The organism is Pseudomonas sp. TH07, assembly GCF_016651285.1.
Classification (GTDB): domain Bacteria; phylum Pseudomonadota; class Gammaproteobacteria; order Pseudomonadales; family Pseudomonadaceae; genus Aquipseudomonas.
In genome coordinates, this window is the sequence record NZ_JAEKED010000001.1 from 2,839,880 (window position 1) to 2,866,802 (window position 26,923).

21 protein-coding genes are annotated in these 26,923 nt (G+C 62.0%); 16 read left to right on the forward strand and 5 right to left on the reverse strand.

Annotated elements, in window-relative coordinates; translation table 11 throughout:
- Positions 1-11: 11 nt before the first annotated feature.
- The gene (locus JFU57_RS13240) at positions 12-824 is read right to left on the reverse strand and encodes a cytochrome C assembly family protein (protein WP_020298975.1); all 813 of its coding nucleotides are present in this window, start codon (positions 822-824) and stop codon (positions 12-14) included.
- A 210-nt stretch (positions 825-1,034) separates the two neighbouring features.
- On the opposite strand from JFU57_RS13240, the gene ffh reads away from it, so the two are divergent.
- From ffh to rplS, 5 genes are all read left to right on the forward strand, one after another.
- Positions 1,035-2,411 carry a signal recognition particle protein gene (gene ffh / locus JFU57_RS13245; RefSeq protein WP_003209589.1) on the forward strand — a complete coding sequence of 459 codons (1,377 nt, stop codon included), beginning with the start codon at positions 1,035-1,037 and terminating at the stop codon, positions 2,409-2,411.
- A 248-nt stretch (positions 2,412-2,659) separates the two neighbouring features.
- Complete coding sequence (gene rpsP, locus JFU57_RS13250) at positions 2,660-2,911, forward strand: 30S ribosomal protein S16 (RefSeq protein ID WP_003209587.1); 252 nt, start codon at positions 2,660-2,662, stop codon at positions 2,909-2,911.
- Positions 2,912-2,916: 5 nt separating this feature from the next.
- The gene (gene rimM / locus JFU57_RS13255; protein WP_020298976.1) at positions 2,917-3,453 is read left to right on the forward strand and encodes a ribosome maturation factor RimM; all 537 of its coding nucleotides are present in this window, start codon (positions 2,917-2,919) and stop codon (positions 3,451-3,453) included.
- Entirely contained in the window at positions 3,435-4,208 is a 774-nt protein-coding gene (gene trmD / locus JFU57_RS13260) for a tRNA (guanosine(37)-N1)-methyltransferase TrmD (RefSeq protein ID WP_177326797.1), read from the forward strand. Before rimM ends, trmD begins: the two co-directional genes overlap by 19 nt.
- A 45-nt stretch (positions 4,209-4,253) precedes the next feature.
- Positions 4,254-4,604, forward strand: a complete 351-nt coding sequence (gene rplS, locus JFU57_RS13265) for a 50S ribosomal protein L19 (RefSeq protein WP_003175895.1) — start codon at positions 4,254-4,256, stop codon at positions 4,602-4,604.
- Between the two features lie 57 nt (positions 4,605-4,661).
- Here the strand turns inward: rplS and JFU57_RS13270 are convergent, their stop codons facing one another.
- Positions 4,662-6,788, reverse strand: coding sequence for a DUF4132 domain-containing protein (locus JFU57_RS13270; RefSeq protein ID WP_201129591.1), 2,127 nt, complete (start codon positions 6,786-6,788; stop codon positions 4,662-4,664).
- Positions 6,789-7,115: 327 nt separating this feature from the next.
- Here JFU57_RS13270 and JFU57_RS13275 point away from each other — a divergent pair, with 327 nt between their 5' ends.
- A complete protein-coding gene (locus tag JFU57_RS13275; RefSeq protein ID WP_201129592.1) occupies positions 7,116-7,529 on the forward strand; it encodes an acyl-CoA thioesterase in 414 nt (137 codons plus the stop codon).
- 8 nt (positions 7,530-7,537) lie between these two features.
- Here the strand turns inward: JFU57_RS13275 and JFU57_RS13280 are convergent, their stop codons facing one another.
- Positions 7,538-9,340, reverse strand: a complete 1,803-nt coding sequence (locus tag JFU57_RS13280) for a cation:proton antiporter (RefSeq protein WP_201129593.1) — start codon at positions 9,338-9,340, stop codon at positions 7,538-7,540.
- A 107-nt stretch (positions 9,341-9,447) separates the two neighbouring features.
- On the opposite strand from JFU57_RS13280, the gene xerD reads away from it, so the two are divergent.
- The 5 genes from xerD to JFU57_RS13305 all read left to right on the forward strand — a co-directional run bounded on the left by xerD (position 9,448) and on the right by JFU57_RS13305 (position 14,718).
- The gene (gene xerD / locus JFU57_RS13285; protein WP_078469966.1) at positions 9,448-10,344 is read left to right on the forward strand and encodes a site-specific tyrosine recombinase XerD; all 897 of its coding nucleotides are present in this window, start codon (positions 9,448-9,450) and stop codon (positions 10,342-10,344) included.
- Between the two features lie 157 nt (positions 10,345-10,501).
- Positions 10,502-11,233: a thioredoxin fold domain-containing protein gene (locus JFU57_RS13290; protein ID WP_078469967.1), complete on the forward strand. Its 732-nt coding sequence runs from the start codon at positions 10,502-10,504 to the stop codon at positions 11,231-11,233.
- 131 nt (positions 11,234-11,364) lie between these two features.
- Positions 11,365-12,669, forward strand: a complete 1,305-nt coding sequence (locus tag JFU57_RS13295) for a homoserine dehydrogenase (protein WP_020298983.1) — start codon at positions 11,365-11,367, stop codon at positions 12,667-12,669.
- A 105-nt stretch (positions 12,670-12,774) separates the two neighbouring features.
- Positions 12,775-14,184: a threonine synthase gene (gene thrC / locus JFU57_RS13300; protein ID WP_020298984.1), complete on the forward strand. Its 1,410-nt coding sequence runs from the start codon at positions 12,775-12,777 to the stop codon at positions 14,182-14,184.
- A gap of 246 nt (positions 14,185-14,430) precedes the next feature.
- Positions 14,431-14,718 (forward strand): DUF3509 domain-containing protein, encoded by a 288-nt coding sequence (locus tag JFU57_RS13305; RefSeq protein WP_020298985.1) that lies wholly within the window; start codon positions 14,431-14,433, stop codon positions 14,716-14,718.
- A gap of 165 nt (positions 14,719-14,883) precedes the next feature.
- Here the strand turns inward: JFU57_RS13305 and JFU57_RS13310 are convergent, their stop codons facing one another.
- The gene (locus tag JFU57_RS13310) at positions 14,884-15,777 is read right to left on the reverse strand and encodes a TIGR02285 family protein (RefSeq protein WP_201132108.1); all 894 of its coding nucleotides are present in this window, start codon (positions 15,775-15,777) and stop codon (positions 14,884-14,886) included.
- Positions 15,778-15,831: 54 nt separating this feature from the next.
- A complete protein-coding gene (locus tag JFU57_RS13315; protein WP_020298987.1) occupies positions 15,832-17,031 on the reverse strand; it encodes a CaiB/BaiF CoA transferase family protein in 1,200 nt (399 codons plus the stop codon).
- A 362-nt stretch (positions 17,032-17,393) separates the two neighbouring features.
- Between JFU57_RS13315 and JFU57_RS13320 the strand changes: the two genes are divergently transcribed.
- The 5 genes from JFU57_RS13320 (at position 17,394) to JFU57_RS13340 (ending at position 26,862) form a co-directional block, all read left to right on the forward strand.
- Positions 17,394-17,888 (forward strand): DUF2170 family protein, encoded by a 495-nt coding sequence (locus tag JFU57_RS13320; protein ID WP_201132109.1) that lies wholly within the window; start codon positions 17,394-17,396, stop codon positions 17,886-17,888.
- 14 nt (positions 17,889-17,902) lie between these two features.
- Positions 17,903-18,598, forward strand: a complete 696-nt coding sequence (locus JFU57_RS13325) for a PspA/IM30 family protein (RefSeq protein WP_078469969.1) — start codon at positions 17,903-17,905, stop codon at positions 18,596-18,598.
- Between the two features lie 63 nt (positions 18,599-18,661).
- On the forward strand, positions 18,662-19,303 hold the full coding sequence (locus tag JFU57_RS13330) for a hypothetical protein (RefSeq protein WP_078469970.1): 642 nt from the start codon (positions 18,662-18,664) through the stop codon (positions 19,301-19,303).
- Positions 19,304-19,338: 35 nt separating this feature from the next.
- Positions 19,339-21,414, forward strand: coding sequence for a flotillin family protein (locus JFU57_RS13335; protein ID WP_078469971.1), 2,076 nt, complete (start codon positions 19,339-19,341; stop codon positions 21,412-21,414).
- Positions 21,415-21,609: 195 nt separating this feature from the next.
- Entirely contained in the window at positions 21,610-26,862 is a 5,253-nt protein-coding gene (locus JFU57_RS13340) for a DNA repair ATPase (protein WP_201129594.1), read from the forward strand.
- Positions 26,863-26,923 lie beyond the last annotated feature (61 nt).

The window sequence follows — 26,923 nt, forward strand, 5'->3', positions numbered from 1 at the left end:
ATGGCTGCTCGTCAGATATGCAGGATGTATTCGCGGACCAGCTTGCTGCCGAAATAGGCCAGCATCAGCAGGCAGAAACCGGCCAGGGTCCAGCGAATGGCCTTGTGGCCGCGCCAGCCGAGGCGGTTGCGCCCCCACAGCAGCACGCTGAACACGATCCACGCCAGGCAGGCCAGCAGGGTCTTGTGCACCAGGTGTTGGGCGAACAGGTTTTCGACGAACAGCCAGCCGGAAATCAGCGACAGCGACAGCAGGGTCCAGCCGGCCCAGAGGAATCCGAACAGCAGGCTTTCCATGGTTTGCAGCGGCGGGAAGTTCTTGATCAGTCCGGAGGGGTGCTTGTTCTTGAGTTGATGGTCCTGCACCAGCAGCAGCAAGGCCTGGAACACGGCGATGGTGAACATGCCGTAGGCCAGGATCGACAACAGGATGTGGGCGAGAATCCCCGGCGCTTCGTCGATGATCTGCACCGTGCCGGTGGGCGCGAACTGCGCCAGCAGCACCGTGGCTGCACCCAATGGGAACAGCAGCAACAGCAGGTTTTCCACTGGGATCCGCGAGCAGGCCAGCAGGGTCAGCGCGATCACTGCAGCGGCAATCAGGCTGGCGGCGCTGAAGAAATCCAGGCCGAGGCCGACCGGCGTCATCAGGTGGGTGAAAAGGCTGGCACTGTGGGCCAGCAGGGCGAGGATGCCCAGCGTGACCAGCAGGCGCTTGTTCGCCTTGGCGCCCTTGGCCAGACGAGTGCCTTGATAGAAGGTCGCAGCGGCATATAAACAGGCGGCGGCGAGAGTGGTTAGCAAGCTGGGTGACAAGGGGAGCATAAATCCTGTGAGACAAGCCCGAAAGGCGTTGAGTTTGGCATAGAACCCTTATGGCACGAAAGACCGCGCAACCAGACAGCGAGGTGTCCGCCGCGCGCAGTCTTCGCTATAATCCGCGACCTGCCCACGCCGCAGGCTCGCCGAGCACATGTTGATTCCGGTCTGGGCCGCCATTATCCCGGTCTACACAGGGCCTGAAAGGATCGCGCAATGTTTGAAAACTTAACCGACCGTCTCTCGCAGACGCTGCGCCATGTCACCGGCAAGGCCAAGCTGACCGAGGACAACATCAAAGACACCCTGCGTGAAGTGCGCATGGCGTTGCTCGAAGCCGACGTCGCCCTGCCGGTGGTCAAGGACTTCGTCAACTCGGTGAAGGAGCGTGCGGTCGGCACCGAAGTGTCGCGCAGCCTGACACCGGGCCAGGCCTTCGTGAAGATCGTCCAGGCTGAACTCGAAAGCCTGATGGGCGCGGCCAACGAGGACCTTAACCTCAGCGCCGTACCGCCTGCCGTGGTGTTGATGGCCGGTTTGCAGGGCGCGGGTAAAACCACCACCGCCGGTAAACTCGCGCGCTTCCTTAAAGAGCGCAAAAAGAAATCGGTGATGGTGGTGTCCGCCGACGTTTATCGTCCGGCAGCCATCAAACAGCTGGAAATGCTCGCAGGCGAAGTCGGTGTCACCTTCTTCCCGTCCGACCTGAGCCAGAAGCCGGTCGATATCGCGCAAGCAGCTATTAAAGAAGCAAAACTCAAATTCATCGACGTGGTAATCGTCGATACCGCCGGTCGCCTGCACATCGATGAAGAGATGATGGGCGAGATCAAGGCCCTGCACGCCGCGATCAACCCGGTAGAGACCCTGTTCGTGGTCGACGCCATGACCGGCCAGGACGCCGCCAACACGGCCAAGGCCTTTGGCGATGCGTTGCCGCTGACCGGTGTGATCCTGACCAAGGTCGACGGCGATGCCCGGGGTGGTGCCGCGCTGTCGGTGCGGGCCATTACCGGCAAGCCGATCAAGTTCATCGGTATGGGCGAGAAGAGCGAAGCGCTCGAGCCGTTCCACCCCGAGCGTATCGCTTCGCGGATCCTCGGCATGGGCGACGTGCTCAGCCTGATCGAGCAGGCTGAAGCGACCCTCGACAAGGACAAGGCCGACAAACTGGCCAAGAAGCTGAAGAAGGGCAAGGGCTTCGACCTCGAAGACTTCCGTGATCAGCTGCAACAGATGAAGAACATGGGCGGCCTCGGCGGCCTCATGGACAAGCTGCCGAATATCGGTGGCGTCAACCTGGCGCAAATGGGCAATGCCCAGGGTGCGGCAGAGAAGCAATTCAAGCAGATGGAAGCCATCATCAATTCCATGACCCCGGCCGAGCGCCGCGACCCTGAGCTGATCAGCGGTTCGCGCAAGCGTCGGATCGCCATGGGCTCCGGCACCCAGGTGCAGGACATCGGTCGCTTGATCAAGCAGCACAAGCAGATGCAGAAGATGATGAAGAAGTTCTCCGCCAAGGGCGGAATGGCCAAAATGATGCGCGGCATGGGCGGAATGTTGCCCGGCGGCGGCATGCCGAAGATGTAAAGAATCCGCGTCGGCAGTCATGCCGGCGCTTTCCACGGGGACGTGGAATCTCCAGCAAACCCGCACTTGGGGGCGCTGACCAGCCGTTGTTCGCAATGGCTCCATAGCAAATCTGGATGGCGAGCCGATAGGCGCCGGAAAAAGACATTTGCAAAAGTCCGGATATTCCTTAGAATATGCGGCCTTTCGGGCACCTATGCCCGCTGTGCATTTAGATTTGCAGCACCGACTACAGGAACGATGTTCACATGCTAACAATCCGTCTTGCCCTTGGCGGCTCCAAAAAGCGCCCGTTTTACCACTTGACCGTGACCGACAGCCGTAACCCACGCGACGGTTCGCACAAAGAACAAGTTGGTTTCTTCAACCCGATCGCTCGTGGTCAAGAAGTCCGCCTGTCCGTGAACCAAGAGCGCGTAGCCTACTGGCTGAGCGTTGGTGCACAACCTTCTGAGCGCGTTGCTCAGTTGTTGAAGGATGCATCTAAGGCTGCGGCCTGAGCAATATGAACGCGACGCCTGCCATTGCTGATGATTTGATCGTTATCGGCAAGATTTATTCTGTTCATGGCGTTCGCGGCGAAGTGAAGGTTTATTCCTTTACTGATCCAACCGAAAACCTGTTGCAGTACAAAACCTGGACGCTCAAGCGCGAGGGTAGTGTGAAACAGGTCGAGCTGGTCAGTGGACGCGGGAGCGATAAGTTCCTGGTCGCAAAGCTCAAGGGTCTTGATGATCGTGAAGAAGCTCGTCTTCTGGCTGGTTATGAGATCTGCGTGCCGCGCAACCTGTTCCCTGAATTGACCGACGGCGAGTACTACTGGTACCAGCTAGAAGGTCTGAAGGTTATTGATCAACTTGGGCAATTGCTCGGGAAAATCGATCATCTTCTGGAAACCGGCGCCAATGATGTAATGGTGGTCAAGCCTTGCGCTGGCAGCCTGGATGATCGTGAACGCTTGTTGCCCTATACCGGGCAATGCGTGTTGGCCGTCGACCTGGCAGCGGGCGAGATGAAGGTGGAATGGGACGCGGACTTCTAAGCGTGGCTAATTTGCGCGTTGAAGTGATCAGTTTGTTTCCCGAGATGTTTTCCGCCATCAGCGAGTACGGCATCACCAGTCGTGCGGTGAAACAGGGGCTGTTGCAGCTCACCTGTTGGAATCCGCGAGACTACACGACGGATCGACATCACACTGTGGACGATCGCCCATTTGGCGGTGGTCCGGGCATGGTGATGAAGATCAAGCCCCTGGAAGATGCTCTGGTTCAGGCCAAGGCAGCCGCCGGGGAGGCGGCGAAGGTTATTTACCTGTCCCCCCAAGGCCGTCAACTGACTCAGTCGGCGGTACGCGAGTTGGCGAATGAGGATGCACTGATCCTGATTGCCGGCCGCTATGAAGGCATTGACGAGCGTTTTATTGAAGCTCATGTCGATGAAGAGTGGTCGATTGGCGACTATGTACTCTCCGGTGGCGAGCTGCCGGCGATGGTCCTGATAGATGCGGTTACACGACTGCTGCCTGGAGCTTTAGGGCATGCGGACTCCGCCGAGGAAGATTCCTTTACGGACGGTCTGCTTGATTGCCCGCATTACACCCGACCGGAGGTGTATGCGGATCAGCGTGTTCCCGACGTGTTGCTAAGTGGCAACCACGCACACATCCGGCGTTGGCGTTTACAGCAGTCCCTTGGTCGGACCTTTGAACGACGCGCCGATCTTCTGGAAAGCCGCTCGCTTTCTGGAGAAGAGAAGAAGCTGCTCGAGGAATACATCCGCGAGCGGGACGATAGTTAACAACGTATCGATGGTAAGTCAGACGATTTACCTTAGGAGCACAGCATGACTAACAAAATCATTCTTGCACTCGAAGCAGAGCAGATGACCAAAGAGATCCCTACCTTTGCCCCGGGCGACACTATTGTCGTTCAGGTGAAAGTGAAGGAAGGCGACCGTTCGCGTCTGCAAGCGTTCGAAGGCGTCGTAATCGCCAAGCGTAACCGTGGTGTGAACAGTGCTTTCACTGTTCGTAAAATCTCCAACGGTGTTGGCGTAGAGCGTACTTTCCAGACCTACAGCCCGCAAATCGACAGCATGGCTGTTAAGCGTCGCGGTGACGTACGTAAAGCCAAGCTGTACTACCTGCGTGACCTGTCGGGTAAAGCAGCTCGCATCAAGGAAAAACTGGCTTAAGTCCAGCTTCCGATGCAGAAAAAGCAGCCTACGGGCTGCTTTTTTATTGCCTGGCATTTAGCGCCCTGACGGATTCAGCAGGGCGCAGACGGTATTGGCGATCCTCTCCAGCAGCACCTCGTCATACGGCAGCCAGGGCAGGGCAGCCAACTTGCCACTTTGCGCCGCCAACGCCACATCCGCCGGCGCTCCGTCGCGCGACACGCGCCCGGTGACCAGGTGCACCGCGTAATCCCCGACCCGCACATGACGCCCATCCATCGCCACCTTGCCTTCCTCGATCAGCGGGGCGAAGGCCGTGCTCAGTACCTGTCGGCGCATCAGCGTCATCTGGTTGAGATTGTGTCCAGACAGAAGCTCCAGGCGTTGCTCCCTCTTGCCTGGGGGCATTGGGCTGATGGGCTCGCCAGCGGCGTTCTGCGTCAGCTCCTCGATGGCGAAACTGCTGATGCTGACCAGTAGATCGATGGCCCGGCAGGCTTCTGAAAATACCTGTGGCGGCACATTTTTCAGCAGCACGGGCCGCCAGTGTTTCTCGCTACGCCGGGCGAAATGTACGGCGCCGGACAGGCAGTGGCCTTGCAGGCCCGGGTAGAGTTCGGCTCCCACTTCGAAGGTGACCCGGATATCCCCCAGGTTCCGGTTCAGGCCGCCGTCGCGGTCGATCTTCCAGCCTTCGCGACGCGCCAGGCCGATCAGCGGGCGGATGGACAGGCTGTGCCCGGCGAATAGCTGACTGGTGTGGCTCTCCGGTTCCTCTGCTGGCGGCAGGTAGTACTCGCGAAACACCTGGCGCACTGGTTGCTTGATCCGGCGTTCGATGATCAGGCGTTGCCAGGCCTGGCGTTCCGCTGCGGCGGCTGACAATGGATGCCACAGCGAAATCCGGCCCCCGGCCTCCAGTGTCAGCGGCTGACCCTGGGCATCAACCGCATGGGCGTTGGCGTTCAGCACAAAGCTGCGATCTGGCCCCTGGTCCTGATGGGCAACCCATATCAGTGAGCGGGCAAAGGGCGCGCCTACGGCGGAGTCCGCCAGTTGCGCTCGCCAGTCGCTAAAAGACAGCTCAAAGGGCTGCCACAGCCCGGACTCCAGGCAACTGGCCAGGAGTGCGTGCTGGGCCTTGCCGGGCGCGCTGGTCGGTGCCAGGCGCAGGGCGATTTCGGGGCGTTGCGCCAGGCCGCGTTCGGCAGGCTTGAGGTTGCGCGTGAGTTTTTTCTGGACGCTGGCATGCCGCACCAGGCTCAAGGCGCTGCGCAGAGCCTGCACGCTTTCCGGAGTGGGGACCTGCTCGATGCAGTGACCCAGGGCGATGGCCAGGGATTGCGACGGCGCGGTCTTGGCCTGGGTCGGGGCGACGCAGGCCTTGGGCAGCAAGCTATCCATCAGCGGCGGCAGCCACGGGGCATCGCGCATTAACGCGACCCGGGCAGCGCGGGCGATCACCGGCGTGTCATCGATGGTGAAGGCGCCATCGGCCACATAGGGCGTGTGACCGCTGTGGATATCTTCCAGGCGCCGGGCGGCGAGGTTGAGGATGTGCTGCGAGAACTCGACGTACACGGCGTCCCCCATCAGCACCCAGGCGGGATCGGCGCTCAGGTGGTGATGACCGGTCCAGTAGTCGCTGCCGGCAAGGGCCAGCCGTGATTGTGGCTCCAGGTGCTCAAGCAGCTCGAATTCCTGTCGGGCATAGGGCGCATTGGCGTAACGCTCTTGCACGCAACGTCGCAGCGCGGCCTGGGCTTCTTCATCGACCCACTGCGTCAGGACGTAGGCCTGGTGGTAATTCGCCGCCCAGTGCGCAGAGGGTTCATCGAGGATCCTGCGCAGCTCGCTGGCCAATGCGGCGCTCGGCTGGCCGGTGGCATAAGCCAGTTGCTCCACAGCTTCCTGCCAGTTCAGGCAAGTGCGCAGGGCCTCCAGCAGGGTGCCTTGATCGAGAGTCGGGCTCAGTTCCAGCTGCGTGACCTGTTGCAGGATCGAGGTCGCCATCTGTTGCGCAGCCGGGTTTGCATAGTCGCGCAGGGCCCGGTGAATGGCCGGCCAGAGGCTGCCCAACTGAGCGGGTGTCAGGGGGCTGATATCGATCGGTGCGCCAACAAAGGCTGGATGATCCGGCCTGTCGGTGCTCAGGCGTTGCAGCAGGTGCTCGACGAGCAAGGGCGTGGGCAGGGCATCCATGGCGCATGGGTCTCCTTTTTCGGTGCGCGGATAATCGCATTTTTTTGTGGCTGAGCGTCGCCTCTGGCGTATCGCGGGTTCTATCGGCCCCAGGCGGGCGGCGATATACTCGCCGCCCCAATAAAGTGTGATCGCCCGAGCCATGCAGCCTGCATGGGCCAGAGGGTGCGTCACATCCTCCCGGCGGCCCCGGCCTGTTGTTATCCACAGGCGGGCGGCCACCCCGTTGTTCCCATCGAGCCCCTGGTCGCTGCCGTGCAGCGCTCATCGGCCCTTTATGCCCGCAGCGTGCCCATGCGCGGATCGACCCATTCAGGCAGTAGACCCATGACCCTTCGTGAGCAAGAAATCCAGCGCCGTACCGAGCTGTCGGTCACCCGTGTGACCAAGGCGGTCTTCCCCTCCACCACCAACCACCACAACACCCTGTTCGGCGGCACGGCCCTGGCCTGGATGGACGAAGTGTCGTTTATCGCCGCGACCCGTTTCTGCCGCCTGCCGCTGGTGACCGTGTCCACCGATCGCATCGACTTCAACCACCCGATTGCCGCCGGCTCGATCGTCGAGCTGGTGGGGCGGGTGGTGAAAGTGGGGAATACCAGCCTCAAGGTCGAGGTCGAGGTGTTTGTCGAAAGCATGAGTTGCGATGGGCGTGAAAAGGCCATTCACGGCCTGTTCAGCTTTGTCGCGATTGACGAAGACAAACGCCCGGTCCCGGTGCTGCCGGGTTTTGCCGTCTGAGTAACGCCTCAGGCGCTGTCCTTCTCGATCAGCGCCAGCAAGGTCCAGCCGGCAGTCGGTTGCAATGCGCTCTCTGGCGTGACCACGTGCACCCAGCCGCTGCTGTCGCGGGCGAAGAGCAGGGTCGCGCGTTCGCCGTGCAGGGCCTGGTAGTCGTCCCAGGTGAACCCGGTGGTCAGGTGGGTGCTGTAGAGCTCGGCGCCCTGATTCAGCAGGCTGGCCAGCCTGTTGTAGGTCAGGGTTTCACTGCCCAGCAGGTGCCCGCGGTGCTCAAGGCTGGCGCGGTGTTTGTCGGTGCGACGGTTTTCCAGGCCGCTGGTCAGGGTGAACAGGCGCTGGTGGCCGAAGTCGTGGCGAAAGCGCATGGCGGCCACGGCATTCAGCTCGCCAGCGGGAGACAGCGCCAGCAGGTGGCCGAGGCCGACCAGGTCCAGGTGGGCGTCGGCATGCTGTGACGCCGGGTTGCCGAAGTAGGTCGGCAGGCCGTCCATGCGGGCGGCGCGGATGTTCTCCCAGTTGGAGTCGGTGAGCAGTACCCGGCTGCCCAGTTGCTGCAGGGCTTTGCCGATGGTTCGCGCGGGTGTGTTGGCGCCGACGATCAGAAAGCCGCTGGGCGCCGGCTCCGCGACTTTCAGCAGGCGCGCCAGTGGGCGTGCGGTGGCGCTTTGCAGGACCACAGTGCCAATGATCACGGCAAAGGTCAGCGGCACCAGCAGCAAGGCGCCTTCGTGGCCGGCCTGGTCGAGGCGGATGGCGAAGATTGCCGACACGGCTGCGGCGACGATGCCCCTGGGGGCAATCCAGCAGAGCAGGGCGCGCTCGCGCCAGTTCAGGCTTGAGCCGGCGGTGGACAGCATGACGTTCAGCGGGCGGGCGATGAACTGGATCACCAGCAGCAGAATCAGCACCAGTGGCCCGAGGGCGATCAGTGCCTGCAGGTCCAGGCGCGCCGCCAGCAGAATGAACAGGCCGGAAATCAGCAGCACACTGAGGTTTTCCTTGAAGTGCAGGATCTGCCGCACATCGACGCCCTTCATATTGGCCAGCCACATGCCCATCACCGTCACCGCCAGCAGGCCCGACTCGTGCATCACCTGGTTGGCGGCAATGAAAATCCCCAGCACCGTGGCCAGGGTGGCGAGGTTGTGCAGATACTCCGGCAGCCATTGATGACGCATGACACTGCCCAGGGCCCAGCCGCCGCCGATACCGAACAGGCTGCCGCACAGGATCACGCCGCCAAAGGTCATCAGGCTGTGGCTCAGGCCGTCGCCGGATGCGCTGGCAATGATGAAGCTGTAGACCACCACCGCCAGCAGGGCGCCGATGGGGTCGATGACAATCCCTTCCCAGCGCAGGATGTTGGCGATCGAGGCCCGGGGGCGCACCACCCGTAACATCGGCACGATCACTGTGGGGCCGGTGACCAGGGTCAGGGTTCCGAACAGCAGGGCCAGCATCCAGTCGAAGCCCAGCAGCCAATGGGTTGCCAGGCTGATCACGGCCCAGGTCGAAAGGGCGCCGATGGTCACCAGGCGCCGCACGACTCGGCCGATTTCGTGCCACTCGGAAAGGCGCAGGGTCAGGCTGCCTTCAAACAGGATCAGCGCCACCGCCAGCGACACCATGGGCATCAGCAGCGGGCCGAACAGCTCTTGCGGGTCGAGCCAGCCGAGCAGCGGGCCGGCGAGGATCCCGCTCAGCAGCAGGAACAGGATGGCCGGCAGCTTCAGGCGCCAGGCCAGCCATTGGCAGCCCAGGGCAGCGACGCCGATGCCGCCGATGGCCAGCAGTATCTGTTGTTCGTTCATTGAAGCTCCCTGTTCCTTGAAATAGCCGGCTATGAAAGACTAGCGACCCTCAGCACAGTTCACTATTTATTTAAGCGCGGCCTTTGGCCTGCGCCTTTCGAGTATTTATGGCCGCCATCGACCATCCCCTGATCGACCGTTTTCTCGATGCGCTGTGGCTGGAAAAAGGCCTGTCGGACAACACCCGCGATGCCTATCGCAGTGACCTGGCGCTGTTCAACGGCTGGTTGCAGGAGCAAGGGCTGGAGCTGCCCAATGCCGGGCGCGAGCTGATCCTCGATCACCTGGCCTGGCGCGTCGAGCAGGCGTACAAGCCGCGTTCCACCGCGCGTTTTCTATCCGGGGTGCGGGGCTTCTACCGTTACTTGCTGCGGGAAAAACTGATCGCCGTCGACCCGACCCTGCAAGTCGACATGCCGCAACTCGGCCGGCCGCTGCCCAAGTCGCTGTCGGAAGCGGATGTCGAAGCCCTGCTGGCCGCGCCGGACTTGAGCGATGCCATCGGCCAGCGCGACCGCGCCATGCTCGAAGTGCTGTATGCCTGCGGCTTGCGGGTCACTGAATTGATCAGCCTGACCCTGGAACAGGTCAACCTGCGCCAGGGCGTGTTGCGGGTGATGGGCAAGGGCAGCAAGGAGCGCCTGGTGCCCATGGGCGAGGAGTCGATTGTCTGGGTCGAGCGCTATATGCGCGATGCCCGGGGCGAGTTGCTCGGCGGACGGCCCAGCGATGTGCTGTTCCCCAGTCAGCGCGGTGAGCAGATGACCCGCCAGACCTTCTGGCATCGCATCAAGCACCAGGCCAAGGTCGCCGGGATCGGTAAGTCGCTGTCGCCCCACACCTTGCGCCATGCCTTTGCCACCCACCTGCTCAACCATGGCGCCGACCTGCGCGTGGTGCAGATGTTGCTGGGGCACAGCGACCTCTCGACCACCCAGATCTACACCCATGTGGCCCGCGCCCGCCTGCAGGATCTGCATGCCCGGCATCATCCGCGCGGCTGATCGATAACCGACCGCTGCCAACGCTCTTGCGTCAGCTGTAGTCGGCCCCTGCGGGCATATGTGATAGGCTTTGCCGGTTTGCAAAGTGGGCGGTTATGACCCGGTGTTCCAGTACGGGCGTTCTACCCGTCCCATTTGTCCGCCTCCAGGAGTTCCCATGCGCGTGACCCAGATTATCGCCGCCGCAGCCATTGCGTTGGTCAGTACCTTTGCCGTTGCCGATGACGGCGCTGAAAAAGCCATTCGCAAGAGCCTTGAAAGCCTGCAGCTTGAAGTGCCGGTGGAAAGCATCACCCTCAGCCCGCTGCCCGGTCTGTACGAAGTCAAGCTCAAGGGCAGTCGCGTGCTGTACGCCAGCGCCGACGGCCAGTTCGTGATGCAGGGTTACCTGTTTCAGCTCAAGGACGGCAAGCCGGTCAATCTGACCGAAAAAACCGAGCGCCTGGGCATTTCCAAATTGATCAACGGCATCCCTGTTGCGGAAACCGTGGTTTACCCGGCCATCGGCGAAACCAAGACCCACATCACTGTCTTTACCGACACCACCTGCCCTTACTGCCACAAGCTGCACGCCGAAGTGCCCGAGCTGAACAAGCTGGGTATCGAAGTGCGTTATGTTGCGTTCCCGCGCCAGGGTCTTGGCTCGCCGGGCGACGAGCAGTTGCAGGCGGTCTGGTGTTCGGCGGATAAAAAAGCCGCCATGGACAAGATGACCGACGGCAAGGAAGTCAAGGCGGCCAAGTGCGCCAACCCGGTTTCCAAGCAGTTCGCCCTGGGCCAGTCGATTGGTGTGAACGGTACGCCGGCCATCGTTTTGGCTGATGGCCAAGTGATTCCGGGCTACCAGCCTGCGCCACAAGTCGCCAAACTGGCGCTGGGTGCGAAATAATCCTGCGTCGTCGAGCCTTTGACGATCATGGCGTGGCGCTTTCGGTCGCTGCGTCATTAATAGAGAGCCGCGCGGTCTGCGGCTGATTTCCACGGCCGACCTTGAGTCGGCCGTTTTATGGGGAGTTCAAAGTGAATCCGGTCAAAGTAGGCATCTGTGGGCTGGGTACCGTCGGTGGCGGCACCCTCAACGTACTTCAGCGTAACGCCGAGGAGATTGCCCGCCGTGCCGGGCGTGGAATCGAAGTGGCACAAATTGCCATGCGTACGCCAAAGCCTCAGTTCCAGACGACCGGTATTGCGATTACCAACGATGTCTTCGCCGTGGCCACCAACCCTGAAATCGATATCGTCATCGAGTTGATGGGTGGCTACACCGTGGCCCGCGAGCTGGTGCTCAAGGCCATCGAAAACGGCAAGCACGTGGTTACCGCGAACAAGGCGCTGATTGCCGTCCACGGCAATGAAATCTTCGCCAAGGCCCGTGAAAAGGGCGTGATCGTCGCCTTTGAAGCCGCAGTGGCCGGCGGTATCCCGGTGATCAAGGCGATTCGTGAAGGCCTGTCAGCCAACCGCATCAACTGGGTGGCCGGGATCATCAACGGCACCGGTAACTTCATCCTCACCGAAATGCGCGAGAAGGGCCGTACCTTCGAAGACGTGCTGGCCGAAGCCCAGGCCCTGGGCTATGCCGAAGCCGATCCGACCTTTGACGTCGAAGGCATCGATGCGGCGCACAAGCTGACCATCCTGGCGTCCATCGCCTTTGGTATCCCGCTGCAATTCGACAAGGCCTACACCGAAGGCATCACCAAGCTGACCACCGCCGACGTGAACTACGCCGAGGCCCTGGGCTACCGCATCAAGCACCTGGGCGTGGCGCGCAGCACCGCTGCCGGCATCGAGTTGCGCGTGCACCCGACACTGATCCCGGCTGATCGCCTGATCGCCAATGTCAACGGCGTGATGAACGCCGTGATGGTCAATGGCGACGCCGCCGGTTCGACCCTGTTCTACGGCGCTGGCGCCGGCATGGAGCCGACCGCTTCGTCGGTGATCGCCGACCTGGTGGACGTGGTTCGTGCCATGACCAGCGACCCGGAAAACCGCGTGCCGCACCTGGCCTTCCAGCCGGACTCGTTGTCGGCCCACCCGATCCTGCCGATCGAGGCCTGCGAAAGCGCCTACTACCTGCGGATCCAGGCCAAGGATCATCCTGGCGTGCTGGCCCAGGTGGCGAGCATTCTGTCGGAGCGCGGCATCAACATCGAATCGATCATGCAGAAAGAAGTCGAAGAGCATGACGGCCTGGTGCCGATGATCCTGCTGACCCACCGCGTGGTGGAACAGCGCATCAACGATGCGATCAACGCCCTGGAAGCCCTGCAGGGTGTCGTGGGTCCGGTGGTCCGCATCCGTGTCGAACATCTGAATTAACAGCAGCTGCAAGCCTCAGGCTTCAAGCTGCAAGTGAGAGCAGAGCCGCTTTTCACTTGTCGCTTGCAGCTTGCAGCTTGCAGCTCAAACCGAAGGTTTGCTCCTATGCGCTATATCAGTACTCGTGGCCAGGCACCGGCCCTGAATTTCGAAGATGTGCTGCTGGCAGGTTTGGCCAGTGATGGTGGTCTCTATGTGCCGGAGTGCCTGCCACGTTTCACCCAGGAAGAAATCGCCTCCTGGGCCGGCCTGCCGTATCACGAGCTGGCGTTCCGGGTCATGCGCCCGTTCGTTGCAGGCAGCATTCCGGATGCGGATTTCAAGAAGATCCTGGAAGAGACCTACGGTGTGTTTTCCCACAGCGCCATCGCCCCATTGCGTCAGCTGAATGGCAATGAGTGGGTCCTGGAGCTGTTCCATGGCCCGACCCTGGCGTTCAAGGACTTCGCCCTGCAACTGTTGGGTCGCCTGCTCGATTACGTGCTGGCCAAGCGTGGCGAGCGCGTGGTGATCATCGGCGCGACCTCCGGTGATACCGGCTCGGCGGCGATTGAAGGTTGCAAGCATTGCGAAAACGTCGACATCTTTATCCTGCACCCGCACAAGCGTGTGTCGGAAGTGCAGCGTCGGCAGATGACGACCATCTTTGGCGAGAACATCCACAACATCGCCATCGAAGGCAACTTCGACGACTGCCAGGAAATGGTCAAGAACAGCTTCGCTGACCAGGGCTTCCTCAAGGGCACGCGGCTGGTGGCGGTGAACTCGATCAACTGGGCGCGGATCATGGCCCAGATCGTCTATTACTTCCACGCAGCTCTGCAGTTGGGCGGCCCGGCACGTTCGGTGGCGTTCTCGGTGCCGACCGGCAACTTCGGCGACATCTTTGCCGGTTACCTGGCGCGCAACATGGGCTTGCCGATCAACCAGTTGATCGTCGCCACCAACCGCAACGACATCCTGCACCGCTTCATGAGCGGCAATCAGTACGTCAAGGAAACCCTGCACGCGACCCTGTCGCCGTCCATGGACATCATGGTCTCGTCGAACTTCGAGCGTCTGCTGTTCGACCTGCACGGTCGCAACGGCGCGGCCATCGCCGGCCTGATGGACAGCTTCAAGCAGGGTGGTGGTTTCAGCGTTGAAGAAGAGCGCTGGACCGAAGCCCGCAAGCTGTTCGATTCCCTGGCCGTGGATGACGCACAGACCTGCGAGACCATCGCTGAAGTCTTCGCCCAGTGCGGCGAGCTGCTGGACCCGCACACCGCCATCGGCGTGAAAGCGGCCCGCGAGTGCCGTCGCAGTCTGGATACGCCGATGGTGATCCTCGGTACCGCACACCCGGTCAAGTTCCCGGAAGCGGTGGAGAAGGCCGGTGTTGGCAAGGCCCTTGAGCTGCCGGCGCACCTGTCCGATCTGTTCGAGCGCGAGGAGCGCTGCACGGTCCTGGCCAACGACCTGAAAGCGGTCCAGGGGTTTGTCAGCCAGCACGGTAACCGCGGCAAGCCGCTCTGATCGAGCAGGCTGCGCAGCTCTTGAAGCCCGTCTGATGACGGGCTTTTTTGTGGTTGTCGCCCAGGCGGATTGTGCCGATGGGAACCGGTCTGTGTTTTATCCTTGTCATCTTTGCCGTGCATGCTCGCAAGACTCGGGTCGGCATGACCTGGGGCCTGCTGACGAACTTTCTTCTCGGGCCGGTGGTCACTTATTGTGGACACGCCCTAAAGCACTGTGTTTTCGGACTATTGAGTGGTGATCGAGATGGAAAGTATCAGCCTATTGCTGGGTGAAGCTTTGAGCCCGTATCAGGTAACTCTGACCCCGTCGGGTGCCCATGGCGAATGCCTGGTGACCTTGAAAAATGTGCAGGGCGCCATCGTGCTCGAACGTGAGATCAATCAGGCGCAGTTGACTGACAAGCGCCTGTTGACCGATGTCGTTGATGGCCTGCACCGAGATTTGTTGATTGCCGAAGGGCGTCTGGAACCCTGCGTGATTGCAGCCTTGCGCAATGCGGCGCAAGAAAAGGCCTTCGACAGAAGGCCCTGATTTAACTTTTTGCGGAACCTTCCTGCCCCAGGGTCGTCAGACCTTGTATCAGCAGGATCAAGCATTGTGCTCCGGTGCTTGTAGCTTGTTGTACTGGTCTTTGTAGGCCACGTTTAACCCCGAGTCGTCTCCCCACTTCTCGGGGTTTCTTTTGTCCGGCGTTTATTACTGCTCGGGTTTTTCGCGAAAAAGCGCCAGGGCATCCTTGCGGTATTCCTCGCGTATCGGCGGCTCCAGCCAGGCGGCATACAGCTCGATCAGGCGGTTCTGGCGCAGTTGCAGCAGGGTCTGGTTGATGCGCTCGATGGCGTGTCGCCCCTTGGCCGTGTTCGAGCAGCCGACATGCACCGCCTGGTATTTTTGTACGCCAATAATCGGATAGAACTCCAGACTGCTCGGGTCGATGCCTTGCTGTTGCGCCTGGAAGCGGATTTCCGGCTGGTAGCCGATCAGGGTCTTGAGCCTGCCCAGGCGCTGCATCTGCAGCAGGTTGGCGATGGCGCTGTTGCCATAGTGGGCGGTCAGGGCGTCGCTGGGGGCTTTGCCCAGCAGGCTGTCGATCTGATCGCCATAACTGCGCTCGGCGACGATGCCGACGCTACGCGGTCCGCTGGCCAGCAACGCTGCCAGGTCCAGCCGACCGTCCTGGATAAATGGCCGCAGGCTGGCATGATCCTGGCGCAGGGCTGCCACGCCATTGCTGAAGGCGCGAAAACTGATTTTGGAAAACGCCACCCACTGCGCGCGCTGCGGGGTCAGCATCAATGATGGGTCGCAGGCGAAGGGCGAGTCGCGGAGCATCTGTATGCCGCGGGCGCGGTTGACGTGGACGATGGTGTGTTCGTATTCCGGCATGCTGGCGAACAGGGCGGGCAGTATTTGATCGACCACGCCCTGGTCTTTTTGCGGGCCATCGAAAATCGTGGTCGGCGGCAGGTCGCGTAACAGCCAGAGTAGGGTTTCCTTGGCCTGGCCGATCTGTGGAAACCCGCTCAATACCAGCAGCAGCGGCAGGATGCGCTTCACGGAAGTGGTTCGCCGGCTGCTGCGTGGGTCCATCAGGGGGTCGATTCTCTGTGGCAAACATTCATCCTGCTGCATCCTCGTCAGGGGCTAGATCGCCCCGGCTGCGCGCAGACGGCTGATCTGCTCGCGGTCATAACCCAATGCGTCCAGCACCTGCGTGGTGTGCTCGCCCAATTGCGCGCCGACCCATTCGCAAGTACCCGGCGTCTCAGAGAGTTTCGGCACGATGCCGGGCATCTTGAAATCTTTCCCGTCCGGCAGCTTGGCCTGGAGGAACATTTCCCGGGCCAGAAACTGCGGGTCGCTGAACATGTCCTCGGCGCTGAAGATCCGGCTGGCGGGCACTTCGGCGCGGTTCAGCTGTTCGACCACCTGGTCCAGCGGCAGCGAACTGACCCAGCGATCGATCACCCCGTACAGTTCGTCTCGCCGGCTGTCACGCCCGTCATTGCTGGCCAGGACCGGGTCGTTAGCCAGGTCTTCGCGACCGATCAGCAGCATGAAGCGCTTGAAAATCGCATCGCCGTTGGCCCCGATCTGCACGTGTTTGCCGTCGGCGCTGGTGTGAATGGACGAGGGGGTGATGCCGGGCATGATATTGCCGGTGCGCTCGCGGATAAAGCCGAATACATCGAACTCCGGAACCATGCTTTCCATCATCGCGAAAATGGCTTCATACAACGCCACGTCGACCACCTGGCCCTGGCCGCCGTTGACCTCTCGATGGCGGAGCGCCATCAATGCGCCGATCACGCCCCACAGGGCGGCAATCGAGTCGCCGATGGAAATCCCGGTGCGTACCGGCGGGCGATCCTCGAAGCCGGTGATGTAGCGCAGGCCGCCCATGGATTCACCGACCGCGCCAAAACCCGGCTGGTCCTTCATGGGGCCGGTCTGGCCGAAGCCGGAGAGGCGCACCATCACCAGCTTCGGGTTGAGGGCGTGGAGGACGTCCCAGCCCAGCCCGAGTTTTTCCAGGACGCCGGGGCGGAAGTTCTCGATCAGGATGTCGGCATCGCTCAATAACTGTTTGAGGATGGCCAGGCCGTCGGGGTGCTTGAGGTTGAGGGTCAGGGACTTTTTATTGCGTGCCTGGACAAACCACCATAGCGAAGTGCCCTCATACAGCTTGCGCCACTTGCGCAGTGGATCGCCGCCATCCGGGGACTCGACTTTGATCACCTCGGCCCCGAACTCGGCGCAGATGCGCGAGGCAAAGGGGCCGGCAATCAGGGTGCCGAGTTCGATCACTTTCAATCCGGCGAGAGGCTTGCTGAGGGTATCCATGGGGCGTCCGCGAGGCAGGAAAATCCGCCTAGCCTAGACCATTGATGGCGTTTAGGGCACTGCCGGGCGCTGGCCTTTTTCCTGGGCGGCGTGGCGTGGCCGGGCAATTGGTGCTTCTCATTCAGGGCTCCAGCGGGTTTAATTGCCGTCTGCCAAGGATTGCGCGCTTCGGAAAACCAGGGAAAGGTCCTCGTGTCTTGTTTACCTCCCTCCCTTTTTCCGGCTTCAGGCGTGCCCTGAGGTTTTGTTTTGCGTGCCGAAAAAATGTCTTTTTAGTATCACGCGTGATGCTATTGAAATTCTCACGCGTGATGAATTAATCTCTCTTCCATGCAAACCGAGTCCTCAGTTAATACCCACGAATATTTCGCCAACGCCTGCATGACCGGGGCCCGGTGGAAAAGGAAGGAGACATGAGCATGCCGCAAACCTGGAATGCCCAAGCACTGTGTCAGGCCCTGGCCGGCACCGAGTTGTTCAGCGCTGGCGATGCCAGTGTCGAGTTGCTCGACGGCGCCGACGCCAGCCTCCACGTGACGATGCATGAATACGGCGACTTGCCGCTGTTCGTGGCCTTGCACGGAGGGCAGATCCTGGTTGAGGCGCTGCTCTGGCCGCAGAGCGCGGTGAGTGATGTGGCGGCTTTCAACGAGGAAGTGCTGCTCAGTCGCCAACTGTTTCCGCTGTCGAGCATCGGTCTGGACGCCCAGGCCGATGGCGAACGCTGCTACAGCATGTTCGGCGCCTTGAGCGCGACCTCGCTGCTGTCCAACGTGCTGTACGAGATCGAGACCCTGGCCAGCAACGTGATTCGCGCGACCGAGGCTTACGAAGGCTATCTCAAGGCTCAGGCCTGATTGGAGGAATGCACATGAACGTTTGGAGCAAATTGCTCACCGCTCTGCGTGGTGGCGCGACGGAAGCCGGCGAGGCCCTGGTGGACAGCCAGGCGCTGCGTATTCTCGATCAGGAAATCCGCGATGCCGAGCAGGCGTTGCGCTCATCAAGAGAGTCTCTGGCGCAGATCATGGCGCGCCAGAAGCTGGCGTCCGAGCAGGTGCAGAAAACCGCGGCCCGTGTCAGTGAATACGAAACCCATGCCCTCAAGGCCCTGGAAGTCGGCAACGAAGCCCTGGCCCTGGAAGTGGCAGAGAAGATCGCCCAGCTCGAAGCCGAGTTGCGTGCCGAGCGGGAACAGGCCGAGGGCTTTGCCGCCAGCGTCAGTCAGTTGCGCAAGGCGGTGAATCAGACCGAGGGCAATATCAAGCATTTGAAACAACAGGTGGATACGGTCAAGGCCACCGAAAGCGTGCAAAAGGCCCAGTTGGCCGTGGCCCAGCGTTATGGCGGTACCCAGAACAAACTGCAAACCGCGGTCGAGTCCCTGGAGCGCATCAAGCGCCAGCAGGCTGAACGCGCGGCGCAGATGGAGGCGGCCGAGGAGTTGGCCAGCGCCGCCAGCCCCGAGGACGCGCTGCATGCCAAGCTGCGGGCCGCCGGGATCATTGAAGACCGCCATAGCGCCAACAGCGTGCTGGCGCGTCTGAAGGACCAGGGCAAGACCTGATTCACCGTTGTCGATGGGCGGGGCCAACTGGCCTTGCCCGCTTTTTTCAGGGATAGGAACGCGATGGAAATCTTCCTGCAGACCGTATTGTCATTTCCCACCGTGCTGTTCAGCTTCATGCTGTGCCTGGCGGTCATCTACTGGGCGATCGTCGCCCTGGGCATGATCGACATCGACCTGCTGGACGTCGAGGCCGACTCGCTGCTCGAAGGCACTGGCAACGCCGAGGGCCTGGCCGGCCTGCTGATCAAGTTCAAACTCAACGGCATTCCGCTGACCCTGGTCCTGACCCTGCTGTTTTTCTTCAGCTGGTTCATTACCTATTTCGCCGAGCTGTTCGTTCTCAGCCACCTGGACCTGGGGCTGTTGCGCTATCCCCTGGGCCTGGTGCTGGCCGTGATCGCGCTGTTTATCGCCGCGCCCATCAGTGCGCTGGTATGCAGCCCGTTGCGGCCCTTGTTTCACAAGATGGAAGCGCCCAACAGCCGATCAGTGATCGGGCAAACGGCGGTGATACGCAGTGGCCGGGTCACCCTGGAGCACGGCGAAGCCATTCTGCAAGACGGTGGCGCGGGCCTGATCCTGCGCGTGCGTGCCGATGAGGCACTGGCTTTCAAACGCGGCGATCGCGTCGTGTTACTGGAGTATCTGGAGGCGCAACACGCCTATCGGGTCATTACCGAGGCCGAGTTCCGGGGCATCTGACCCCGACTCCCTCAGATCAAAGGAGATTGATTTCAATGAACTTACCGTCACTGCTGCCCATCCTGTTCGGGGTCGGCCTTGTCGTTCTGGTGGTCTTCGGCCTGCTGGCGCTGTTCAAGGCGTTCTACATCAAGGTCCCGCAGGGCACCGCGCTGATCGTCAACGACATGTCCTCGACACCCAAGGTGCATTTCACCGGCGCCCTGGTGTACCCGGTCATCCACCTCAAGGAGTTCATGAAGATCTCCCTGCTGACCCTGGAAGTCGACCGTCGCGCCAAGGACGGGCTGATTTGCCGTGACAACATGCGCGCCGACATCACCGTGGCTTTCTACCTGCGGGTCAATGAAACCCAGGAAGACGTGCTCAAGGTGGCCAAGGCCATCGGTGTCGATCGTGCCTCCGATCGCTCGGCAGTCAACGAGCTGTTCAACGCCAAGTTCTCCGAAGCCCTGAAAACCGTCGGCAAGCAGTTCGACTTCGTGCAGCTGTTCGAGAACCGCCAGGATTTCCGCGATCGCATCATCGAAGTGATCGGCAACGACCTCAACGGCTATGTGCTGGAAGACGTGGCCATCGATTACCTGGAACAGACCGCCAAGCACTCCCTGGACCCGAGCAACATTCTCGACGCCGAGGGCATTCGCAAGATCACCGAACTGACCGCCATGCAGAACGTGATCACCAACGAACTGGAGCGCAACCAGGAACTGGCGATCCAGAAGAAAAACGTCGAGACCCGCGAAGCCTCGCTGTCCCTCGAACGCCAGCAGGCCGATGCCGAAGCGCGGCAGAAGCGCGAGATCGAAACCATCCGCGCCCGCGAAGAAGCCGAGACCTCCAAGGTCCAGCAAGAGGAGCGCCTGAAGTCCGAGCAGGCTCGCATCCAGACCCAGCAGGAAATCGACGTACGCACCGAGAACCATCAGCGCGAAGTCGAAGTGGCGCAGCAGAACCGCCAGCGTGCGGTGGTGATCGAGGTGGAGAAAGTCACCCGCGCCAAAGACCTGGAAATCGTCTCGCGCGAGCGTGAAGTCGAGCTGCAACGCATCGACAGCGAAAAAGCCCTGGAAGAGCAGCGCAAGAACATCGCCGTGGTGATTCGTGAGCGCGTGGCGGTCGAGAAGACCGTGGCCCAGGAAGAAGAGCGGATCAAGGAAGTGCGCGAGATCTCCCAGGCCGAGCGCGCCAAGCAGGTCGTCGTACTCCAGGCGCAAGCCGAAGCCGAGCAGGAAATGGTCCGCCAGGTGAAACAGGCCGAAGCCGACGAAACCCGCTCCAAGCATCGCGCGGTGGAAATCAACAACCTGGCCCAGGCCGATCTGGAAGCCGCATCCAAGCAGTCCGAAGCCAAGAAACGCCTGGCCGAAGGCCTGGAAGCCGAACGCGCTGCACCTGGCCTGGCCGATGCGCGGGTTCTGGAAGTCACCGTCGCCGCGCAAGAGAAGGAAGGCATGGCCCAGGCACGGGTTCGCGCCGAGCAGATGATCGCTGAAGCCCGTGGCGAGCAGGAAAAAGGCCTGGCCGACGCCCGCGTCATGGAAGCCCAGGCGCAAGCCAAAGAGAAAGATGGCCTGGCCGAAGCCAAGGTCATGGAAGAGAAACTCGGTGCCCAGGCCCGTGGCGAAGCCCAGTTGGGCGCGGCCAAGGCCCAGGCCACCAAGGACATGGGTTCGGCCGAGGCCGAAGTATTGCTGGAGCGCCTGAACGCCGAAGCCGAAGGCCTGGGCAAGAAGTTCGGTGCCCTGGATTCCCTCAGCGACAGCGCCCGTCAGCACGAAGAGTTCCGCATGCAGCTGGAGAAGAACTTCGAGGAAGCGATGGCTGCCATCGCCGCCAACAAGGACATCGCCAAGGACCAGGCACAAGTGCTGTCCGCCGCCCTCAGCAAGGCGAAGATCGAAATCGTCGGTGGCGAAGGCGACTTCTTCAACTCCTTCGCCAAGTCGCTGTCGGTGGGCAAGGCCATCGAGGGCGTGGTCGGCAAGAGCCCGGTGGTCCAGGACGTCCTGTCCCGCTTGCTCAATGGCAAAGGCATTCCCGCCGTAGCCGCCGAGCTGGCCGCCGCTGCTGCCGAGCGCAAGCTCGAAACTCCGGCAGCCGAAGCCTGATGCACCTGTAGTCGCTGCCGAGCCCGCGAGGCTGCGCTGGCCCTGACAACCCTCCGGATAACCCCGGAAGATCAACGGTTTGTCAGGCGCCAGCGCCCTCAACCTTCAGCAGCCACGCCAGCTACAGCCCATCGCATCAACTAGCAGCGCCCAGTTTCTTTTTTTGTACACCGCCGTAGATCCAGGAAGGCCACGATGTCGGACGCACAAGCCGCAACTCCCGCACAGGATGTATTGGACAAGGCCGTCGCCGAAGGCGGCGCCTATGAGGTGCTGCAAAAGCGCCTGCTGGACCAGGGCCAACGCCTGCGGCAAACCGCCGAAGGCCTCAACCAGCGCCGCCTGGAAGAGTTCGGCAACAGCCGCATGGAAGTGGTCGGGCGCGTGCGCATCCGCACCGAAAACAACTGCATCGCCCGGGACATCGTCCAGGTCGGCGACTGCCTGCTGTTTGGCTACAACGTTTTTATCGGCCTGAAGAAGGAGACCAGCGTCGCCGACGTGTTCTCCCTCTATCGGCTGGTGGAAGAGGGCGAAGGCTACGAGGCCGAACCCGTGCCGCTGGAAGGCACTTTCCTTGCCGCCCAGGGCTTTCTCAACGACTTCAACGAGCTCTACACCTATTACAAGAACACCCGCCTGCTGCAACTGGCGATTCGCGACGGCAAGCTGCTGGCGAGTTTCCAGATTGGTGAACGCATCACCGACGTGCGGGTGTTCCGTTGGTCCATCTCCCTGGATGGGCGCGACGTGCGCTACATCGACAACCGCGGCGAGCGCGACATAGCGCTGCCGGCCCCGTTCGATTTCGAGTGGCGCAAAGCAACCCGGGAAATGGCCGTCGAAGGCCGTTTCCCGCACATGAACATCCTCGACACCGTGTTCGTCGAAACCATGGGCGGCGACCTCACCGTCAAGGTCGAGAACAACACCGAGGATGGCCTGGGCATCTACCGCGAAGAGGTGCTGGACAAGACCCAGTCCCTGGACGACGGCCAGATCGAATTCGCCCGCCTGGGCAGCCTGATCCTGCTCAAGATCCTGCCGTACCGCGAAGAGCAGTGGCGCTACCTGGTGTTCAACAGCCTGACCCGTCAGGTCGAGCGCATCGATGCCATTGGCCTGGCCTGCGTGCAGCTGCCGGAAGACCACGGCATCATCTTTCCCGGTGGCTACTACCTGCAGAGCGGCGAGTACAAGACCTTCGAGCAATCGATGGAAGGCATGCGCTTCAAGCGCTCGGTACGCTCGCCCAACGGCGAAGACGTGCAGTACATCTTCTATCACCCCGAGCAGGGGCGTTCGGTCCTGCTCACCTACAACATGATCAACCGCCAGTTGCAGAACCCCTTGTTCGGCCACGGCTACGCGCGCCTGGAAGACGGGCGCATGGTGATCTTTGCCGCCGAAGGTGATGAGCCGACCCGTATCCACCCGATGCAGGTCTGGCAGACGCCGTTTTTCACCGAGGAATACGCGGCTCGTCAGCCGGCGCGCAGCGGTTTCCTGGGGCGTATCGGCAATGCCGAGCTGGTGCGCAGCGTGTCCGACCTCTACGACCTGTGCCGTGAGATCGGCACTCCGGCGGTGTCGGTGCAGCGCTATTCGCTGCTGTGCCAGAACACCCGTCGCCTGTTCGACGTCTACCACTGGCTGGGCAGCGAGGAAGTCGGCGGCCTGGCGCCGCTGCTGCGCGAAGTGGCCGCCACCTCGGAGCTGGTGCTCGATGAGTACGAGAAGGTCGAGGGCATTCGTCGCCAGTCCGACCAGGCCATGCTCAGCGCCGAGGACAAGCAGAAAGCCCTGCTCGCCGGCCTGCTGGTGGACAGCTGGGACCAGGTGCAGAACTTCGTCGATGCGCTCAACGCCATCACCGCCCAGCGCGGCCTGCTGCTGACCATTCGCGAATACCGCTACATCGACGTGGCGCGCATCGACGCCATGGAAGCCGAGCTGCTCCAGGCCCAGGAACGCACCGCCGCTGGCACCGCGACCTTCCTCGCCAGCGAGCAGGCGCTGCAGCCGTTTGTCACGCGCCTGGAGGCCCTCGACGGCGAGGCGCAGAAAGCCCAGACCGTGGCTCAGTTGGCCGAGCCGCTGAAGGCCTTGCAAGCCATGGCCGCCGACCTGGACATGCTGTCCGGACTGATGGCTTCGCTGCAGATCGACGACGCGACCCAGCGCACGCGGATCATCGAGTCCATCTCCGAGATCTACGCCCGCCTGAACCAGGCCAAGGCCCGCGCCGAACAGCGGCGCAAGGCCCTGGGCTCGACCGAGACCGTGGCCCAGTTCGGCGCCCAGTTCAAACTGTTCAGCCAGGGCATCACCAATGCCCTGGCACAGGCCCAGGACCCGGAGCGTTGCGACGAACAATTGTCGCGCCTGCTGGTGCAACTGGAGGAGCTGGAAAGCCGCTTCGGCGATCACGAACAATTCATGGGCGACATCCTCACCAAGCGTGAGGAGTTGCTGGAAACCTTCGAAGCCCACAAGCAATCCCTGCTCGACGAGCGCCAGCGCAAGGCCCAGGGCCTGCTCGACGCCGCGCGGCGGATTCTCGACAGCCTGACCCGGCGTACCGCCAAGTTCACCCAGGCTGAAGAGCTCAATGCATTCTTTGCCGCCGACCCGCTGATCCTCAAGTTGCGCGAGTTGGCCGAACGCCTGCGCCAGCTCAAGGACAGCGTCAAGGCCGATGACGTCGAGGCCCGCCTCAAGGGCGCTCGCGACCAGGCGGTTCGGGCCTTGCGCGACAAGACCGAGCTGTTCGAAGAGGGCGGCAATGTCATCAAGCTCGGCCCGCGCCATCGCTTCAGCGTCAACACCCAGGAACTCGACCTGACCCTGATGCCCCGGGGTGACGAGTTGCACCTGCACCTGACCGGCACCGATTTCCTCGAGCCGTTGCACGATGCCGAACTCGAAGCGCTGCGCGACTTCTGGCAGGTGGCGCTGGAGTCCGAATCGGCCCAGCTGTACCGCGCCGAATACCTCGCCGGCCAGGTGCTGGATGCGGCCGATGCCGGGCAGGAAGGCCTGAGTCTGGAACTGCTCAAGCCGCTGTTGGCGCAGCCGGAAGAACTGGCGCGGGTGATTCGTGATTTCGCCGCGCCACGCTACAAGGAAGGCTACGAAAAAGGCATCCACGATCACGACGCGGCGGCGATTCTGATCCAGCTACTGCCGCTGCGCGAAAGCGCCGGGCTGCTGCGCTACGGCCCGCTGCCACGGGCCTTCGCCAGTGTGTTCTGGAACCTGCAACGCAGCCTTGAAGCCCCGGCGCAGTGGCCCGAGCGAGCGCGCACCAGCCGGCATATCCAGCAACTGTTCGGGCGTCGCGAAGGGCTGTTGCAATTGCAGGCGGAAATCGCCACGGCGATGCAGCAGTTTTTGCTTGAACAACCCCTGGCGCTCAATGGCTCGCAGGTGGCCGAGGCCGCCGAGTACCTGGTCCAGGAACTGGCTGCCGAACGCATCGAATTCACCTTCAGCAAGTACGCCAAGCAACTGCAGGAAGCACTCAAGGTGCGCTTGCAGGGCGCGCGCATGTGGGACGACTACCAGCAGGCGCTGGCGCGGCTTGAGGATCGCCCGGCGGCGCAATGGGCGCTGGCCGGCAACTGGCTCGATGGCTTGTGCTCGGAGGCCGAATTGGCCGCCTTGGCGGACTACGTGCCCGAGGCCGTGGCCCTGTCGCTGCTGCCCCAGGACTTCGCCAAGCGCATTACCGAAGTCGATCTGCGGTTCAGCGTCGACAACCTGATGGGTGAACACCCGCGGATCAAGGAGCGCAGCTTGACCCTGGCGGTGGACGAGTTCTTCGCCCGCCTGCGCAGCCATCGCGAGCACTTCCTGCCGGGCCTGCAGCGCTACCAGGCATTGCGCCAGGGCATCATCGGCCGCGAGCGCGAGGCTTTGCGCCTGAGCGAATTCAAGCCGCGTCCGTTGAGTTCCTTCGTGCGCAACAAGCTGATCAACGATGTGTACCTGGGGGTGATCGGCGACAACCTGGCCAAGCAGATGGGCACGGTCGGCGAGAACAAGCGCACCGACCTCATGGGCCTGTTGATGCTGATTTCGCCACCGGGCTACGGCAAGACCACCCTGATGGAATACGTCGCCCATCGCCTGGGCCTGATCTTCATGAAGATCAACGGTCCGGCCCTGGGGCACGACGTGCGCTCCCTGGACCCGGCCCAGGCCCCGGACGCCACCTCGCGCCAGGAACTGGAGAAACTCAACCTGGCCCTGGAGATGGGCAACAACGTGATGCTGTATGTCGACGACATCCAGCACACCCATCCCGAGTTCCTGCAGAAATTCATCTCGCTGTGCGACGGCACCCGGCGCATCGAAGGCGTATGGAAGGAACGGACCAAGACCTACGACATGCGCGGCAAGAAGTTCTGCGTAGTGATGTCGGGCAACCCGTACACCGAGTCCGGCGATGTGTTCAAGATCCCCGACATGCTCGCCAACCGGGCCGATATCTATAACCTGGGCGACACCCTGGGCGGCATGCAGGAATCCTTCGCCCTGAGCTACATCGAAAACGGCCTGACCTCCAACCCGGTGCTGGCGCCGCTGGCCACCCGCGACATGGCCGACGTCTATCGCTTCGTGGCCAAGGCCGAGGGCAAGCCGTTCTCCAGCAACGAGTTGAGCCACAGCTACAGCGGTGCCGAGATCAACGAGATCACCACCACCTTGCAGCGCCTGATGCAAGTGCGCGACGTGGTGCTCAAGGTCAACCAGCAGTACATCGCCAGTGCGGCCCAGGCCGACCAGTACCGCACCGAACCGCCGTTCAAGTTGCAGGGCAGCTACCGCAACATGAACAAAATGGCGGAGAAGATTTCCGCGGTGATGAACGACGCCGAGCTTTTGCAATTGCTCGCCGATCACTACCAGGGCGAGTCCCAGCTGCTGACCACCGGTGCCGAGGAAAACCTGCTCAAGCTCGCCGAGCTGCGCGGTAACCAGACACCGGAGCAGGTGCAACGCTGGACGCAGATCAAGCGCGACTTCCAGCGCAACCGCTCCATGGGCGGCAGCGACAGCGACGTTGGCAGCCGCGTGGTGGCCCAGCTCAACGACCTGGTGGAAGGTGTGCGTGGCCTGGCGCGCCAGCCTGCGGCTGAAAATGCCGAAGGCGGCTTGCCATGGCGCGAGCTGCTGGCCGGGCTGGAGCAGTTGGGGCGCCAGCCGACCAACATCGAGGTCGAAGTGCTGGCGCCGGAGCAAAAGGGCCTGCGCGAGGTCCTGGAAAGCCTGGCGGTGAACCTGGAGAGCAGTTTCTTGCCGCTGATCAAGGTCATGCACAAGAAGATCGACGTCGACCTCTACACCCACCACCGCATCACTGACATCTCCAACCGTCTCAATGAGCTGGGGCAGATGCTTGGCAATGGCCAGGTGCCGACCCTGGACGACAAGCAGCCTTGAACCGGGGCGCCCGGGTCAAGGCTGCGGGCGCCACTTGCGTGGATCTGAACAACAGGGAGTT

Coding starts and splice junctions, on each gene's coding strand:
- rpsP (WP_003209587.1), top strand. CDS start 2,660: ATGCTAACAATCCGTCTTGCCCTTGGCGGCTCCAAAAAGCGCCCGTTT.
- JFU57_RS13240 (WP_020298975.1), bottom strand. CDS start 824: ATGCTCCCCTTGTCACCCAGCTTGCTAACCACTCTCGCCGCCGCCTGT.
- xerD (WP_078469966.1), top strand. CDS start 9,448: ATGGCCGCCATCGACCATCCCCTGATCGACCGTTTTCTCGATGCGCTG.
- JFU57_RS13270 (WP_201129591.1), bottom strand. CDS start 6,788: ATGGATGCCCTGCCCACGCCCTTGCTCGTCGAGCACCTGCTGCAACGC.
- JFU57_RS13305 (WP_020298985.1), top strand. CDS start 14,431: ATGGAAAGTATCAGCCTATTGCTGGGTGAAGCTTTGAGCCCGTATCAG.
- JFU57_RS13340 (WP_201129594.1), top strand. CDS start 21,610: ATGTCGGACGCACAAGCCGCAACTCCCGCACAGGATGTATTGGACAAG.
- JFU57_RS13280 (WP_201129593.1), bottom strand. CDS start 9,340: ATGAACGAACAACAGATACTGCTGGCCATCGGCGGCATCGGCGTCGCT.
- JFU57_RS13330 (WP_078469970.1), top strand. CDS start 18,662: ATGGAAATCTTCCTGCAGACCGTATTGTCATTTCCCACCGTGCTGTTC.
- JFU57_RS13325 (WP_078469969.1), top strand. CDS start 17,903: ATGAACGTTTGGAGCAAATTGCTCACCGCTCTGCGTGGTGGCGCGACG.
- rimM (WP_020298976.1), top strand. CDS start 2,917: ATGAACGCGACGCCTGCCATTGCTGATGATTTGATCGTTATCGGCAAG.
- ffh (WP_003209589.1), top strand. CDS start 1,035: ATGTTTGAAAACTTAACCGACCGTCTCTCGCAGACGCTGCGCCATGTC.
- JFU57_RS13275 (WP_201129592.1), top strand. CDS start 7,116: ATGACCCTTCGTGAGCAAGAAATCCAGCGCCGTACCGAGCTGTCGGTC.
- thrC (WP_020298984.1), top strand. CDS start 12,775: ATGCGCTATATCAGTACTCGTGGCCAGGCACCGGCCCTGAATTTCGAA.
- rplS (WP_003175895.1), top strand. CDS start 4,254: ATGACTAACAAAATCATTCTTGCACTCGAAGCAGAGCAGATGACCAAA.
- JFU57_RS13335 (WP_078469971.1), top strand. CDS start 19,339: ATGAACTTACCGTCACTGCTGCCCATCCTGTTCGGGGTCGGCCTTGTC.
- JFU57_RS13310 (WP_201132108.1), bottom strand. CDS start 15,777: ATGGACCCACGCAGCAGCCGGCGAACCACTTCCGTGAAGCGCATCCTG.
- JFU57_RS13290 (WP_078469967.1), top strand. CDS start 10,502: ATGCGCGTGACCCAGATTATCGCCGCCGCAGCCATTGCGTTGGTCAGT.
- trmD (WP_177326797.1), top strand. CDS start 3,435: ATGGGACGCGGACTTCTAAGCGTGGCTAATTTGCGCGTTGAAGTGATC.
- JFU57_RS13315 (WP_020298987.1), bottom strand. CDS start 17,031: ATGGATACCCTCAGCAAGCCTCTCGCCGGATTGAAAGTGATCGAACTC.